Genomic DNA, 15553 nt, shown 5'->3' on the forward strand with positions numbered 1-15553 from the left:
GCTCAGTGCCCCCGGACGTCGCCCGTCAGGATCGCGTGCTCCACCCCGGCCGACAGTTCGTCGTGCAGCGCGTCCGCGAAGAACTCACCGGCGCCCAGGCTCACCAGGTGCGCGACCGCAGCCTCCGGCTCGGCGAACCCGGGCTCCCACTCGTCGTGCAGGAACGCCCGGACGTGCCCGGACTCGTGCACCACGACGACGCCGATGTGCTCGTGCCGCGAGCCGTCCTCGAGCACCGCGTCGAAGACCACCGGTTCCGTGTCCTCGCCGAGCGCCTCGAGCACGACCGTCCCGGTCCCCGGCCACTCCGTCTGGTACGGCGGCAGGTCCGGCGCGTGCAGGTGCCCGGCGAGCTCGTCCGTCGCCGACTCGATGCGACCGGTCGCCAGGTACTCGTCGACGACCTCGTGGATGCGGGCGTGCAGGTCGGGCTCGTACTGCCACCAGCGCTGGTGCACGGCTCGCAGCCAGTCCTGCGTCGCGGCGTCTGCCGACGCCGACGTGCCGACGAGCTGCGGCGCCGTCCCGGGTGAGCCGACGACCTCGAGCTGCTCGTCGTGGGTCTCGACCGTGATCGACCCGGTGGCCTCGTCGGGGTGCACGCCGTGCACGTCCTCCGGCGCGGCGGCCCAGGTGCTCGCGGGCAGCTTCGGCGGCAGGTCGAACGGTACGGCGATCGCGGGCAGCGTCATCGCGTGCTCGATGGCGTCGCCGAGGTGGACCTCGTCCGCACGTGCGCCGACCGCGATGCCACCGGTCGGTGGGACGAGCGACAGTCGCTCCAGGTCGTCCGGAGCGGCGTTCATCGACGTCAGCACGCCGCTGTCCGCCCAGGGCACGAAGTCCCCGGCGGCGCGGTCCTCGTCGCTGAAGGGGACGTCCCAGACGGACGGGTCGACGAGCACCCACGAGGCGGTGCGTCCCGCGGGTCCGTGCCGCACGGCGTCGACGATCGCCGGCAGGAGTCCGGGCAGCGTCCGGTACGACGGCCGGACCGTCAGCCGGTCGATCGCGAGCAGGTCGGGCGCGCCGAGCATCTCGGTCGCGCTCGTCTGCAGGGCGAAGAACGTCTCCCCCGTGGCGTGGGGCGTCGCGACCGCGGTGGCGAAGGCGCCGACGACGTCCGACACCTGGTAGCCGAGCACGAGGTCCTCGAGCGATCCGGGCGCACGGCTGGTGAACGCGGTGACCTCGGCGACCGAGACCGCCTGCGCGTCGTCGTCGGTGATCGGGACCCGGACGTCGATCACCCAGCGGTCGACGTCCTGGCCCGGCCAGGCGTCACCGTCCTCGTCCGTGATCGTGATGTGGACGAGCCGCAGCGAGCCGTCCCATGCGTCGTGGACGTGCTGGGCGATGGCGGCATCGGGGTCGTCGGTCACGGACGCAACGGTACCGGTGCCACCCGCACCCCGACGCCCGTCGAGGGCGCACACCGCGGCGGACGCGCCGGTACGCTGCCACGCGGGGAACGGACGGAGGACAGCGGTGCCAGCACTCGGAGACGGTCGAGCCGACGGTGTGTGGTGCACCCTGGGCGAGCCGCGCACCACGGCGCAGATCGCCCGCTCCGGCTTCGCCTGGGTCGGGCTCGACGCGCAGCACGGCGCCTTCGACGATGCGACCCTGACGGCGACGATGGCGACCCTCGCCGTCGCCGCTCCCGCCGTGCCGGTCGCGGTCCGGGTCGCCGAGCTGTCGGACGCGGCGATCGGGCGGGCGCTCGACCTCGGGGCCGACGCGGTCGTCGTGCCGATGGTCGAGACCGTCGAGCAGGCCGAACGCGCCGTCCGGGCCGCGCACTACCCGCCCCGGGGGCGACGCAGCTGGGGGCCGATGTCGGGACTCTGGGGCGGCACCGCCCCGGCCGTGACCGCGGCCGAGCCCGAGGTCTGGGTGATGCTCGAGACCCCGGACGGCGTCCGTGCCGCGGAACAGGTGCTGGCGGTGCCGGGCGTCTCGGCGGTGTTCGTCGGCCCCTTCGACCTGTCGATCGGACTCGGCACGGAGCTCGACGCCCTGCTCGCCGCCGACGACGCCGCCGATGCGCTCCCCGCGATCGTCGCCGCCGCACGCCGCGCCGGCAAGCAGACCGGTGCCTTCGCCGGCGACCTCGCCCGCGCCGACCGCCTGCGCGCACTCGGCTTCGACCGCGTCGCCGTCGTCACCGACGCGACCCTGCTCGCCCACGGTGCGGCGGCGGTGCTCGGTGCCGGGGCGACCGGACGGACCTCGTACTGACCCGGGCCTCCTGACCCGGGCCTCCTGACCCGCGCCGCTGCCGGGTCGGCGTCCTCCGTGGCCGCTGGGAAGCCACCTCGCGCCCCGGTCCAGACTCGGACGGGAACCCGAGCACACCGCGACCGAGAGAGGACGAGACATGACCGACGTCTCCAGCCAACCGCCCGCCGAAGGTGACGACCGCCGGGTCCTGACGAACCGCCAGGGCCACCCCGTCTACGACAACCAGAACCAGCGCACCGTCGGAGCACGCGGCCCGGCGACGCTCGAGAACTACCAGTTCCTCGAGAAGATCAGCCACTTCGACCGCGAGCGGATCCCGGAGCGGGTCGTGCACGCGCGCGGGGCCGTGGCCTTCGGGTACTTCGAGGCGACCGGTACCTGGGGCGACGAGCCCATCGCGCAGTACACCCGCGCGAAGCTCTTCCAACAGGCCGGCAAGCGCACCGACCTCGCGATCCGCTTCTCGACCGTGATCGGCGGTCGCGATTCCTCCGAGGCCGCCCGTGACCCCCGCGGCTTCGCCGTGAAGTTCTACACCGAGGACGGCAACTGAGACCTCGTCGGCAACAACCTCGGCGTCTTCTTCATCCGCGACGCCATCAAGTTCCCCGACGTCATCCACTCGCTCAAGCCCGACCCCGTGACCTTCCGCCAGGAGCCGGCGCGCATCTTCGACTTCATGTCGCAGACCCCCGAGTCGATGCACATGCTCGTGAACCTGTTCAGCCCGCGCGGCATCCCGGCGAACTACCGGACGCAGCAGGGGTTCGGCGTGAACACGTACAAGTGGGTGAACGCGGACGGCGACACCAAGCTCGTCAAGTACCACTGGATCCCGTCGGTGGGCGTCAGCTCGATGACCGAGGCCGACGCCGCCGTGGTGCAGGGCGGCGACCTCGGCCACGCGTCGAAGGACCTGTACGAGGCGATCGAGCGCGGCGAGTACCCGGAGTGGGAGCTCCGTGTGCAGCTCATGGACGACCACGACCACCCGGAGCTCGACTTCGATCCGCTCGACGACACGAAGGTGTGGCCGGAGAACGAGTTCCCGCCGAAGGTCGTCGGCAAGATGGTGCTCAACCGGAACGTCACGAACCACTTCGCCGAGAACGAGCAGCTCTCGTTCGGCACCGGCGTGCTCGTCGACGGCCTGGACTTCTCCGACGACAAGATGCTCGTCGGCAGGACGTTCTCGTACTCGGACACGCAGCGGTACCGCGTCGGCCCGAACTACCTGCAGCTCCCGGTGAACGCGCCGAAGAACGGGAACGTCGCCACGAACCAGCGTGACGGGCAGATGGCGTACCACCAGGACCACGGTGGCGAGAACCCGCACGTCAACTACGAGCCCTCGATCACCGGCGGCCTGCGCGAGGCCGAGTACCCGACCCACGACGACCAGGGCCCCGAGATCGTCGGTCGGCTCACCCGCAAGCGCATCCCGCGCACGAACGACTACACGCAGGCCGGCCAGCGGTACCTGCTCCTCGAGGACTGGGAGCGCGACGACCTGGTCGCGAACTTCGTCGACCTCATCTCGCAGGCCGCCCGGCCCGTGCAGGAGCGCATGCTCTGGCACTTCTACATGGTCGAGGACGACCTCGGCCGCCGCGTCGGCGAGGGGCTCGGCATCACCCTCGACGAGGTGCAGGACCTGCCGCCGCTGCAGTCCCAGACGCTCAGCGACGACGAGCTCGCGCGCCTGGCGAACCTCGGCCACAACGGCCCGCGCGACGTCGAGGGCCTCGTGATGACGCACTGCGTGCCGGACGAGCGCGCCGTGCGCGTCTGAGACGCGACCGCGTGACGGACGGGAGGCCCGGTGCCAGCTGGCACCGGGCCTCCCGTCCGTCGGTGGCGGAGACCGAAGCGTCCGCTCGCGAGCCGGGTCAGGCCGGTTCCGGCACGTCGAGGGCGCGCAGGTCGAGCACGTCCGCTACGTCACCGGGGCGCTGCGGCCGTCCGCCTGATCCGGCGCGATCGCGGTGGCGTCGATCGCGACGGCGAGGGCCACGACCTCGTCGGCGACGGCGTCGGGGACCTGCCACGCCGTGAAGTGGCCGCCGCGGTCCAGGTCGTGCCAGCTCCGGACGTCGCGGTAGGTGCGTGCTCCGTACGAACGGGGCAGCCCCCGTTCGCCGGTCTGCACCGCCACCGCGACCGGCACCTCGACGACGGGGAGCTCCGGCTGCCGGGGATGGTCGAGGTACGGACGGAACGACGACCCGATGCTCCGGGTGAACCAGTACAGCGAGACCGTCCGGAGCAGCTCGTCGTCGGTCCACCACGTCCCGTCCCCGGCCCAGGCGAGCAGCTTCTCGACCATCCAGGCCGCCAAGCCGAGCGGCGAGTCGGTCAGGCCCGCCGCGAGCACCTCGGGGCGGGTCGCCTGCACCTTCGCGTACCCGAGTCCGTCCGCCCACTCCGCGTCGTGGCGTCGGACCCAGTCGCGCTCGTCGTCCGTCAGGTCGTGCGCCCGGGACGCCGGTGGGAACGCAGCGTGGGTCGCGACGAGTCCCAGGACCGACTCCGGGTGCAGCGCGGCGAGCCAGTCGCTCGTCGTCGACCCGACGTCCTCGCCGTAGGTCAGGTACCGGTCGTAGCCGAGCACCTCGGTCATCAGCCCGTGCATCAGTTCGGCGACCACGGGCCCGGTGAACGGACGGTCGGTCAGCGCCGCGGAGGGCCCGAAGCCCGGCAGCGAGGGCACGACGACGTCGAACCCGGCCGTCCGACCGTCGGCGAGCTCGACCGTCCGAGCGGACAGCCGGCGGGCGAACGGGAGCATCTCGACGAACGAGTACGGCCACCCGTGGAACGCGACGACGGGGATGCGCACCGCGGGGTCGCCGGCGGCGGTCAACCGGGCGACGTGCAGACGCTGGCCGTCGACCTCGGCCTGGAACTGCGGTACGGCGGCCAGCTCGTGCTCCACACGGCGCCAGTCGAACGCGGTCCGCCAGTGCTCGAGCAGGCCGCGCAGGCGCTCCGTGGAGAGTGCGCTCCGCTCCGCCGCGTCACCGACGGGCTCCGGGACCCGCGCCCGCAGCAGACGAGCGAGCAGGTCGTCGAGGTCGTCGTCGGACACCTGGAGTCGGATCGAGCGCATGGGACGGACGCTAGCGGCGTCGACCGACACTGCGCGGAGCGTCAGTGCGGTGCCGGTACTGCCCGCCGGTCGCTGTCGCCCTATGCTGGCGGCGACCCGAACCGCTTCCCGAACGGACGACCGACGTGACCGACGTGACCGACACCGCACCATCCGCTCCCGCCGACGCACCGGCCGTCGCCACGACGATCCCGCCCCTGAGCCTGCTCGCGGTCGTGGCGATCGTCCTCGCGTTCGTCGCGCCGATCGGCGGCGTGATCGTCGGCGTCATCGCGCGTCGCGACGTGCGCCTGACGGGTGACCGCGGCGACGGCATCGCGTTCGCGGCGATCCTGATCGGTGCGACCCTGACGCTGTTCACCGTCATCGTGCCGCTGTTCCTCGGTGGGGCCGGTCTGCTCGACCTGGACCTGCAGCTCTGACCCGCGGCGCTGAGCGGGTGCTCTGACCAGCTGCTCTGACCAGTGGCCGCTGCGCGCGGAGCGTGGGGTCAGTTGCCGACCGGTGCGGAGATGTCCCAGACGGTCGTCTCCTCGTACTGCTCGGACCATCCGCGCCGCATCCGTGCCGCGGCCCGGTCGAACGCTTCGACGACGTCGGTGTCCGGGGTGAGGAGCGCCTGCAGGCGGATCCCGTCGTAGAGCGCGAGGAGCTGCTGCGCACCGCGGATCGGGTCCATCGTCGCGGGCTCGCGTCCGGCGCGGACGTCCTCCTGCAGCGCCGTGCGCACGGTCTCACGGAACTGCATGTACGCGGACCGGTAGTAGTCGGCGCCGTCGGTGGACGGGTCGGCCGAGATCGCGAGCGTCGCGGCGACCAGGCGCATGAGCGCCGGGTCCTCGGCGTGCGCCGCGAGCAGGGCGTGCAGGAACGCCACCGTGCCCTTCTCGCCGGCGAGCGGCAGCAGCGGTGCCGAGACGGCGCGGGTCCACCGCATGACCGCCGACGCCAGCAGCGCCTTCTCGGACGGGAAGAGCTCGAGGAGTTCGGCCGGCCGCATCCCGGACCGGGACGCGACGCCCTCGAGCGAGAACCGCGACAGTCCGCTGTCGTGCAGCACCGCGATCGCCCCGTTGATCGCACGGGTGCGCGGGACCTCCTCGTCCGCGGCGTTCTGGTTGGTGAGCGGGGCCAACGGGTGCTTCCGGAACCACTCCAGCAGCGCTCGGGCACGCGACGCCCCGAACGCCGGGTCGTTCGGTCGACCGGCGACGAACAGGTCACTGAAGCCGGGTACCTCGTGCATCAGCGGGTCGAGCGACTGGAACGCCATCGACCAGTCCGGGAACGACCGCTGCGTGATCGGTTCGTCGAGCAGCACCCGCACGTTCGTGTGGCGGGGGTCCGTCCGGACCTGGCCGAAGCGCTCCCGGACGACGTCGTCCTCGCCCTCGATGATGCCGATGCAGTTGTCGTCACGGTGCGCGAGCATGCCCGTGATCCCGAGCCGGGTGTTCTTGTCGCGTCCGACCGCCAGGATCTGCGCCAGCTCGGAGTCCGTGATCGGACGGGTCTGGGTGCTGGTGTAGACGAGCGATCGCATCGGGGCTGCTTCCTGGTCGTGCGGTCAGGCGATTGGAGGGAGGCACCGCCGTGTCGAACCCGAATCGACACGCCGGCACCTCGCGGTCACCGTAACCAGCGGCGGCCGCCTTCACTGCGACCGGAGACGGCCCGTGGTTCCGCGGCACCCGGAGGATGCCGACCCCTGAATGGAACCACCTCGCCGTTCCGGCCGGTACCCCCACTACAGGGGAACGATCGTTCTCGGGCGAGGAGTCGGGCGGGTGTCACCTCGTGGGCGCGTCCGGAGCGGGCTGCTCGACGATGCGTTCACCCGTCGTCGGGTCCCACCCGATGGTCCGGGGTTCCGCTGCTCGAGCGCGCCGTTCCCCACGCGGGAAGAACGGTCGAGTGCTGGGCAGGTAGCTGAGCACCGTCGCGGCGACGATGCACATCCCGTCGACGAGCCCCCAGTCCGGCCCGTCGGTCGTGATGGTGAGCAGCGTGCCACAGGCGGTCAGTCCTCCGACGATCGCGAGCCACAGTCGAGCCGTCCCGGACCCCCGAGCCATCCGCGCTGCCAGCCAGACGAACAGCGCAGACCAGGCGCTGATGACGACCAGCCCGGCAACCAGCCCGACGACCGCGCCTCCGGCATCCCGGCCGACCTCGGTGACGCCGACGACCGCGACGACGAGGTGGACGGCGATGGCCACCCACCACAGCGCCACGGCGATCGTGACCGCCGTCGGTCGTGTCCGTGCTCCCGCACGCTTCTCCATCGGGTCCTCCCCCACTGTGCTGCCGGACGCTGCTCGACGATCCGGCCGTCGACACCCTAGTCCGGCTGCCGGGCCCCGGAGTCCGCCGGCAGCCGCGACGCCACGAGCGTGCCGACCAGCGCGACGACCGCGAACGCGGCGAACCCGAACGGCAGGGCGAGCGCGCTGCCGACACCGCCGACCACCAGGGGTCCGACGGCGTCCCCGGTCTCGCGCCCGAGCTCGGCGGAGCCCATCGTCCGCCCCAGCCGTTCGGGCGGGGTCGTCCCGGCGAGGTGGGCGAACGCGGCCGGGGTGAGCGTCGCCACCCCGACACCCGCCAGCAGGGCGGCGAGGAACATCGAGACAGCCGAGGGAGCGGACGCCAGCGCCAGGAAGGCGAGCGCCACCGCTGCCGTCCCGACCATGCCGGCGAGACCGGTGGTCAGCCGACCGGCGTCGTGCAGGCGACCCGCCACCGGCTGCACGAGCGACGACACGACCGCCAGCACCGCGACGGCGAGCGTCGACACGAGCAGGGGGACGCCGACCTCGCTGCCGAGGGCCGGCAGCATGCCGGTCAGGGCGCCGATCGCCGCACTGCCCACCGCGAGGACCGTCACCGGGACCACGAACTGCCGATCGGTGGCGGCCCGGACCATCGCCGCGAGGGTGGCACGCTGGCGGGGCAGCGGTGTGATCGGCTCGACGGCGACGAGCACGGCCGCCGCGGTCACCAGGGCCAGCACGACGAGGAGCGCGAACAGCCACGGCGTCCCACCGACCTGCACGACGACGGCACCGATCACCGGCCCGCCCGCGTACCCCAGGCCCTTCCAGGACCCGTAGCGACCGAAGTACGTACCCCGGCGGTGTGCCGGTACGAGCCGTGCGACCGCGGCGGACGAGGCCGGCGAGAACGCCGAGGCACCGGCACCCTGCAGCAGTCGGGCGAGTCCGAGCCAGAACGGCCCGGCGCCGAACACGCCGATGAGCGAGGCGGCGGCGAAGACGAGCAGTCCCCCGACGATCACCGGCCGCGGTCCGATGCGGTCGGACAGTGCGCCGAAGACCGGCTTGAGGACGAGTTCGGCGACGTCGTAGAGCGCCAAGAACACCCCGAGCGACGCGAGCGTCAGGCCGAGCTCCCGGTGCGCTCCGCCGACGGCGGCCGCGATGCCGTTCGCTCCGAAGGCCGTGACGAACCCGGCGGCGTACAACGGCGCGAGCCGAGGGAGTGGGGTCGTCGTCTGCACGGGCACGTGACCACCCTGGCCGAACGCAGCGCGGACCGCCAACGCCGTCGACGCGGGATGACGAAAGCCCCCGACCGGACCTGGTGGTCCTGCCGGGGGCTTCGTGGTGGTGGGCGATACTGGGATCGAACCAGTGACCTCTTCCGTGTCAGGGAAGCGCGCTACCGCTGCGCCAATCGCCCAGAGGAGTGTGGAACTGGAGGTGGGGACGGGATTCGAACCCGCGTGGACGGCTTTGCAGGCCGCTGCCTAGCCTCTCGGCCACCCCACCATCGAGGTTCACGTCTCCGTGAGTACCCGAACGGTGGGATACCCTCTGGTGAGTCGCGGCCGTCCGAAGACGGCCACACTCGAGCGGATGACGAGATTCGAACTCGCGACCCTCACCTTGGCAAGGTGATGCGCTACCACTGCGCCACATCCGCATTTGTCGTTCCGCTGTCGCGGCGACGACATAAACTCTATACGCACCGGGGCACTTCCACCAAAATCCTTCCCGTTCACCGGGCGTGTCCCCCGAGTTCATGCGGATCGGGGCCTCCTGTCACCCCCGCCGGGCAGCGCGCCACACCCGGGCGGCGCGATGTGTTCGGAGCACCGCTGGACTTCCGCTACTATCGACTCGCACGAACAGTGCAGGGGGCGATTGGCGCAGTTGGTAGCGCGCTTCGTTCACACCGAAGAGGTCATCAGTTCGAGTCTGGTATCGCCCACCCTTGACACAAGAGCCCGACGCAGCAGCGTCGGGCTCTTGTCATCTCACCGGTCCGCCGCTCGCGGGCCGGACCACCAGCACGATCGGACGAAGGGGCGCATGACCGACGTCGACCTCGAGTTCGCACGGGTCCGAGCGGTCCTCGACCGTCCCACCCTGCGGCTCATGTCCCGGCCGACCAGCGCCACCGTCCTCGCCGTCTTCCGTACGGTGTTCGACCGCGACGTGCAGTACGTCCCGGCCGACCGCATGCACCTGCAGGTCGAGGAGCACGTCGCGCGTCTGCAGGCCGCGGGCGCGCGGGTCCCCGCGAGCGAGCAGAACGAGGGCGACGAGGGGGCCCGGCCGAACGGTCGCGCGCTCTGCCGCGAGTGGGTCGCTGCGCAGTGGCTGGTCCGCTCGAACTCCCCCGACGGCGACGAGCAGTACTCGCTGACGAGCCACGCGCTCGAGGCACTCTCCCTGGTCGACGCCCTGTCGGCCGACCGTGCCCTGATCAGCGAGAGCCGGCTGGCGATGATCGTCGACGCCGTGCACCGGTGGGCGGCCCGCGCCGAGCCCGACCCCGACGTGCAGATCCGCCGGATCGACGCCCAGATCGCCGAGCTGCAGGCCGAACGGGAACGCCTGGAGCACGGGGACGACGTCGTGGCCGTCGAGGACGACCGGATGCGTGACGGCTACACCAACATCTCCGACCTCATCCGCCAGCTGCCGAGTGACTTCAAGCGCGTCGAAGAGGCGGTCGCGGCCATGCACCGCTCGATCGTCGAGGACTTCCGGCAGGAGGTCCGCCCGATCGGCGAGATCCTCGACGACTACCTGGCGCGCACGGACAACCTCATGGAGGCCACCCCCGAGGGCCGTGCGTTCGAGGGCGCGTTCGAACTCCTCCGCGACGACGCCCTGCTCCTGCGGCTGCGCGACGACATCGGGACGATCCTGTCCCATCCCTTCGCGCGGGAGCTCGGTGCCGGCGAACGCCGCGCCTTCCGGAACACCGTCACGATCCTGCGCCAGGGCATCGAGGACGTCCTCGCCCAGCGCCGCCAGCTCACCGCCACGCTCCGCGACCAGATCGTCGCCCACGACGTCGTGCGCGACCGCGAGCTCGACGCCGTGCTCCGCTCGATCAACCGCGGCCTCGCGACGCTGATGGACCAGGGCGGTGCGCGCGACCGCATCCCGCTGCCGCTCCTGCCCGCCGCGGCCGAGGTCGGCACGCTGCGCGAGCGCTTCTACGACCCGGACGCGGAGTCCGTGCCGCCGCCCATCGAGGAACCCGACGACGACGTCTTCGAGGACCTCGACGTCGAGATGCTCCGCAAGCACGGTGGGCCGCTCCTGACCGAGCTGCGCGCGGCACTCCGCTTCGCCGAGGCCGACTCCAGCGTCGACGCGTTCCACGGGCTGCCGCCCGAGCAACGCCGACCGGTCGAACTGTTCGGCCTGGCGCACCTGCTCACGGGACACGAGGACTTCGAGGCGGCCACGCACGTCGCCGAGCACCGCACCGTCCGTCCCGACGGCACCGCGATCACCTTCCACATGCCCACCGCCGCACTCACCGATGAGTCCGCGGCGGTCGGCGACGCACACGACGACGACACACAGAACGCACAGGAGGCACGGTGAGCGACACGACACCGGCACCGGTCGACGACACGGTCCCCGACGACACCGCATCGGTGATGCAGGACGACGAGCGTGACGAGTCCAGCTTCGCCCTCTTCGAGGGCGACGAGGGTCGGCTCGACGAGCACCAGCGACGCGCCCTGGTGGCACTGCTGCGGCACTCGTACGTCAGCTCCCGCACCCACCCCGACGAGTGGCGTGCCGTGCTCGACGCCGAGTACCAGCTGCGCTCCCGCCTGAACGACCTGTTCCTCGAGCTGCACGTCGACCGTGACCGCGAGGTCGCCTGGAAGCGCCAGGCCCGCTCGGAGAGCCAGCGCCGCGCGTTCCCGACCCTGCTCCGCGACCTGCCGTACACCCGCGAGGAGACGATCGTCCTCGTGTACCTGCGGATGCGCCTGCGCGCCGACGCCCGACCGGGTCCCGACCAGGTGGTCGTCGACCGGTCCGAGATCCTCGGGCACGTGGCGGGCTTCCGTCCGGCGACCGCGACCGACCGCACCCGCGACGAGGGCCGTGTCGCGAAGGCCGTCGAGCGCCTGGTGACGGCGCGCATCCTCATCCGCACCTCCGACCCGGACCGCTTCCGGGTGGCGAGCGTCGTCGAGGTGCTGCTCCCCCTGGAGCGCCTGCTCGAACTCGACGCGTGGTTGCGGACCACCACCGCGCAGGCGGACGCGACCACCACGGGCGGCGAGCCGACCGACGGGGACGACCCGGGCCTCCCGACCGACACCGACACCGACGACGAAGGCGAGACGGAAGCGTGACCGACACGTTCGAGATCCCGGCGCTCTTCGACACGGTCGCGCAGTGGCGCGCCGAGTCGATGCAGGTCGTCAACTGGGGCGGGTTCCACGGCCACCGGCAGGTCGAGCTGTCCGGCACGGCGACGCTCATCTCCGGCGCCTCGGGCACCGGCAAGTCGACGCTGATGGACGCCTACCTGGCCGTGATGATGCCGTCCGACGTGCCGTTCAACGGTGCCTCGAACGACGCCACGACCGGGCGTGCCCGCAGCGCGGACCAGCGCAACCTGCTCACCTACCTGCGCGGCAAGGTCGACACCCGGCGCGACCCCGAGTCCGGCGCCCTGCGCGACGTCAACCTGCGCGGCGACGACCAGACCACGTGGGGTGCGGCGGCGGTGACGTTCCGGAACGACGACGAGCGTCGCTTCACGGTGCTGCGCGCGTACATCGTGCCGAAGCGGGCCCGCGGCGTCGGCGACATCCAGATGACCATGGCGACGGTCGACGACACCTTCGACCTGCGCCGGCTCGAGGAGTTCGTGCCGTCGCGGTTCCACCACCTCGAGCTGACCGGTCGCGTGCCGGGGCTCGTCATCCGCGACACCTACCAGGAGCTCGCGTACACGCTGCAGACCCGGCTCGGCATCGGCGACTCCGGGGGTGGCAACCGGGCGATGCGCCTGCTCGCGCGCATCCAGGCCGGGCAGCACCTGCCGACCGTCGACGCGCTGTACAAGTCGCTCGTGCTCGAGACCCCCGGCACGTACGAGGCGGCCGACCGGGCCCTCGCCCACTTCTCCGCCCTCGACGAGGCGTACGAGGCGATGGACACCGAGGAGCGGAAGGTCCGGATCCTCTCCCCCATCACCGAGCTGCACGACGAGATCTCCCGGTCCCGCGCGGCCGCGGACGCGCTCGACGGGATCGCCACGGGCGCCGAGGTCTCCCCGTTCGCGCACTGGACGGCGTCGCGCAAGCGGGACCTGCTCGACGCCGAGGTGTCGCGCAACGCCCGCGAGCGGACCGCTTCGCGCGCCGAGGTGGCCGCGGCCGAGGCCCGGCACGCCGCCGTCGAGATCGAGTTGCGCGACGCCGAAGCCCGGTTGCGCGACCAGGGTGGCAACGCCCTCGCACAGCTCGAGGACCGCATCGAGCGCCTGACCCGTGAGCGCGACGCGGTGCTGCGAACCCGCGCGACGTTCGACGAGCGCACCGCGGTCCTCGGGTCGTCCGTGTCCACCGAGCAGGACTTCACCGCCGCGCAGCGGGGGTCGCACGACTTCCTCGGCACGTACGCCGCGTCGCGCACCTCGCTCGATGAGCGCCGCGACGCCCTGACGCGCGAGGAGTACCCGCTGCTCGACCGCGAGCGGTCCCTGCGCCAGGAGCGCCAGTCACTCGAGCACCGGCAGGGCGCGATGCCGCTGCCGATGCACGAGGCCCGACTCGCGATGGCCCGTGCGGCCGGGATCGACCCGTCGGAGCTGCCGTTCGTGGCGGAACTGCTCGACGTGCTGCCCGGCGAGGAGCGCTGGCGCACGGCGATCGAGTCCGTCCTGGCGCCCGTCGCCCGCACGCTGCTCGTCGACCAGGACCGCCTGGCCGACTTCAGCGAGGCGATCGACGCCCTGCGCCTGCCGGTCCGCGTGCAGTTCGAGGGTGTGCCCACCGGCCCGCACCTCGACCTCGACGGCGACCCCGCGATGGTCTCCGGCAAGCTCGCGATCAAGCCGTCGCCGTTCAGCACCTGGGTGCGCGAGCGGATCGAGTCCGACCGCACCGACGCCCGCTGTGTCGCATCGGCGTCGGACCTGGGCGGCGGCGGCCGTCGGGTCACCGAGTCCGGTCAGCTGCGCGACGGCCGTCGTGGTGCGCACGGCGACCGCCGCCAGTCGAACGTCATCGGCTTCACGAACGAGGCCCGCGTCGCCGCGGTCGAGCAGGAACTCGCGTCGATCGCCCAGGACCTCGCCACGCTCGAGGCCCGTCGGACCGACGTCGCGCAGGACCGCACCGCGCTCGACGTGCTCCGCGCCGCGCACCAGCACGTCGTCGACGTGACGTGGGCCGCGATCGACGTCGTCGGTCTGGAGGACTCGCTCGCACGCCTCGACCAGGAACGCCAGGCGCTCCTCGCCGCCGACGACGGTCTCCGGACCCTGCGCGAGTCCGTCGCACGGCTGCGTGCGGCCCTCGACGAGGCAGCGGACCGACGTGCCGCCGCTCGGCAGTCGGTGGCCCGGCTCGAGGAACGGCACGCGGTGCTCGTCGACGGGCAGGACGCCGCGGCCGAGATCCTCGAGCGCTTCGCGGACGCCCCCGAGTCGCTGCCCGACGCCGAACAGTCCCGGCTGCTGTCGGAGACCTTCGAGGAGATCGGCGCGCCGGAGGGCGTGGACGGTTTCGACGACGCCACCCGTCGGCTCCGGCGGCGGCTCGAGGAGCGACTGTCGCAGGCGCTCGACGGCGCCGCGGCGGCCTCGACCTCGCTCACGCTGACGTTCCAGCGGTACCAGGACGCCTGGCCCGACCCGAACCTCGGCACCGGGGTCGCGTCGTACCCGGACTACCACGCGATCCTCGACCAGATCGTGGCGACCGGCCTGCACGCCCGTCGCAGCGAGTGGCGTCGGCGGCTGTCGCAGTGGAGCGGTGAGGACCTCGTCCCACTCGCCGGCGCCTTCGACCGCGCCGTCGTCGAGATCGAGGAGCGCCTGGAGCCCGTCAACGAGATCCTGCGCGAGCTGCCGTTCGGCGCGAACCGGGACCGCCTGAAGATCCAGATCCGCCGGGTCACGCGCGAGGACGTCACCGCCTTCCGCCGCGAGCTCCGCGCCCTGTCGGCGTCGGTCGACACCGAGCTCACCGACGACGTGCTCGAGACGCGGTTCCGACGGCTCCGGCGCTTCATGGCGGTCATCCGGCCCGATCCGTCCGTTCCGCGTGGCGGCCGGACCACGCAGCGCGACGCGGTGCTCGACGTCCGCCGGCACATGGAGATCACGGCCGTGCGGTACGACACCGACGGCAACGACCTCGGGGTGTACTCGTCGCTCGGCGACAAGTCCGGTGGTGAGACGCAGGAGCTCGTCGCGTTCATCGTCGGCGCGGCCCTGCGCTACCAGCTCGGCGACGAGACGCGGCCCCGGCCCCGGTTCGCGCCGGTGTTCCTCGACGAGGCGTTCATCAAGGCGGACTCGGAGTTCGCGGGCCGTGCGGTCACGGCGTGGCTCCGACTCGGGTTCCAGCTGGTCGTGAGTGCGCCGCTCGACAAGGTCACGGCGCTCGAGCCCTCGATGGAGCGGCTGCTCTCGATGCGCAAGCACCCCGAGACGGGCCACTCGTCCATCACCGAGATCGCCCGGGTGGAGCCGGCCGCCGTCTGACGGCCGCCGGCGGCCCGGGCCGGCGCCGAGGTCGCACTTCGCCCCGCTCCCGGCACCGCCGGCCGGGCCGGAGTGCGACCTCGGTACCGCGGGAGGCCACGGCACAGAGTCAGGCCGCACCGGTACGGTGTTGGCGTGTTCGGACGCCGCCGCTCCCCCAGTCCCCGCCCCGACGACCGCCCCGCCCTGGGG

11 protein-coding genes, 4 tRNA genes and 1 pseudogene are annotated in these 15553 nt (G+C 72.4%); 8 read left to right on the plus strand and 8 right to left on the minus strand.

The features are described from left to right. Positions 1-2 precede the first annotated feature (2 nt). Positions 3-1382: a hypothetical protein gene (locus LEL83_RS04950; protein WP_225557982.1), complete on the minus strand. Its 1380-nt coding sequence runs from the start codon at positions 1380-1382 to the stop codon at positions 3-5. A gap of 106 nt (positions 1383-1488) precedes the next feature. On the opposite strand from LEL83_RS04950, the gene LEL83_RS04955 reads away from it, so the two are divergent. The 3 genes and pseudogenes from LEL83_RS04955 (at position 1489) to LEL83_RS16155 (ending at position 4036) form a co-directional block, all read left to right on the plus strand. Further along, on the plus strand, positions 1489-2241 hold the full coding sequence (locus LEL83_RS04955; protein WP_225557983.1) for an HpcH/HpaI aldolase family protein: 753 nt from the start codon (positions 1489-1491) through the stop codon (positions 2239-2241). 139 nt (positions 2242-2380) lie between these two features. Continuing rightward, positions 2381-3589: pseudogene (locus tag LEL83_RS04960) on the plus strand (catalase); the annotation flags it as partial. Positions 3590-3682: 93 nt separating this feature from the next. After that, positions 3683-4036: a catalase-related domain-containing protein gene (locus tag LEL83_RS16155; protein ID WP_308009870.1), complete on the plus strand. Its 354-nt coding sequence runs from the start codon at positions 3683-3685 to the stop codon at positions 4034-4036. Between the two features lie 144 nt (positions 4037-4180). Here the strand turns inward: LEL83_RS16155 and LEL83_RS04965 are convergent, their stop codons facing one another. After that, the gene (locus LEL83_RS04965; RefSeq protein ID WP_225557984.1) at positions 4181-5353 is read right to left on the minus strand and encodes an epoxide hydrolase family protein; all 1173 of its coding nucleotides are present in this window, start codon (positions 5351-5353) and stop codon (positions 4181-4183) included. Between the two features lie 125 nt (positions 5354-5478). On the opposite strand from LEL83_RS04965, the gene LEL83_RS04970 reads away from it, so the two are divergent. Continuing rightward, the gene (locus LEL83_RS04970; protein WP_225557985.1) at positions 5479-5775 is read left to right on the plus strand and encodes a DUF4190 domain-containing protein; all 297 of its coding nucleotides are present in this window, start codon (positions 5479-5481) and stop codon (positions 5773-5775) included. A 68-nt stretch (positions 5776-5843) separates the two neighbouring features. Here LEL83_RS04970 and LEL83_RS04975 read toward each other — a convergent pair whose 3' ends face one another. The 6 genes from LEL83_RS04975 to LEL83_RS05000 form a co-directional block, all read right to left on the minus strand. Next, on the minus strand, positions 5844-6896 hold the full coding sequence (locus LEL83_RS04975) for a BLUF domain-containing protein (protein ID WP_225557986.1): 1053 nt from the start codon (positions 6894-6896) through the stop codon (positions 5844-5846). A 247-nt stretch (positions 6897-7143) separates the two neighbouring features. Next, positions 7144-7638 carry a hypothetical protein gene (locus LEL83_RS04980; RefSeq protein WP_198658515.1) on the minus strand — a complete coding sequence of 165 codons (495 nt, stop codon included), beginning with the start codon at positions 7636-7638 and terminating at the stop codon, positions 7144-7146. A 56-nt stretch (positions 7639-7694) separates the two neighbouring features. Further along, positions 7695-8879: an MFS transporter gene (locus tag LEL83_RS04985; RefSeq protein ID WP_225557987.1), complete on the minus strand. Its 1185-nt coding sequence runs from the start codon at positions 8877-8879 to the stop codon at positions 7695-7697. A gap of 101 nt (positions 8880-8980) precedes the next feature. Next, positions 8981-9055 (minus strand) — tRNA-Val (locus tag LEL83_RS04990). A gap of 15 nt (positions 9056-9070) precedes the next feature. Then, positions 9071-9144 (minus strand) — tRNA-Cys (locus LEL83_RS04995). 82 nt (positions 9145-9226) lie between these two features. After that, positions 9227-9298: transfer RNA gene (locus LEL83_RS05000), tRNA-Gly, on the minus strand. Between the two features lie 215 nt (positions 9299-9513). Between LEL83_RS05000 and LEL83_RS05005 the strand changes: the two genes are divergently transcribed. The 4 genes from LEL83_RS05005 (at position 9514) to LEL83_RS05020 (ending at position 15361) form a co-directional block, all read left to right on the plus strand. Then, positions 9514-9586: transfer RNA gene (locus tag LEL83_RS05005), tRNA-Val, on the plus strand. A gap of 101 nt (positions 9587-9687) precedes the next feature. Beyond that, positions 9688-11223, plus strand: a complete 1536-nt coding sequence (locus LEL83_RS05010; protein ID WP_225557988.1) for a DUF3375 family protein — start codon at positions 9688-9690, stop codon at positions 11221-11223. Beyond that, entirely contained in the window at positions 11220-11993 is a 774-nt protein-coding gene (locus LEL83_RS05015; protein ID WP_225557989.1) for a DUF4194 domain-containing protein, read from the plus strand. The genes LEL83_RS05010 and LEL83_RS05015 overlap by 4 nt, the downstream gene beginning before the upstream one ends. Then, entirely contained in the window at positions 11990-15361 is a 3372-nt protein-coding gene (locus tag LEL83_RS05020; RefSeq protein ID WP_225557990.1) for an ATP-binding protein, read from the plus strand. The genes LEL83_RS05015 and LEL83_RS05020 overlap by 4 nt, the downstream gene beginning before the upstream one ends. Positions 15362-15553 lie beyond the last annotated feature (192 nt).

It is taken from the genome of Curtobacterium oceanosedimentum (genome assembly GCF_020297365.1).
Classification (GTDB): domain Bacteria; phylum Actinomycetota; class Actinomycetes; order Actinomycetales; family Microbacteriaceae; genus Curtobacterium.

Excerpts from the sequence above, each read along its gene's own strand:
- LEL83_RS05010 (WP_225557988.1), top strand. The coding sequence starts at position 9,688 with ATGACCGACGTCGACCTCGAGTTCGCACGGGTCCGAGCGGTCCTCGAC.
- LEL83_RS04980 (WP_198658515.1), bottom strand. The coding sequence starts at position 7,638 with ATGGAGAAGCGTGCGGGAGCACGGACACGACCGACGGCGGTCACGATC.
- LEL83_RS04965 (WP_225557984.1), bottom strand. The coding sequence starts at position 5,353 with ATGCGCTCGATCCGACTCCAGGTGTCCGACGACGACCTCGACGACCTG.
- LEL83_RS04975 (WP_225557986.1), bottom strand. The coding sequence starts at position 6,896 with ATGCGATCGCTCGTCTACACCAGCACCCAGACCCGTCCGATCACGGAC.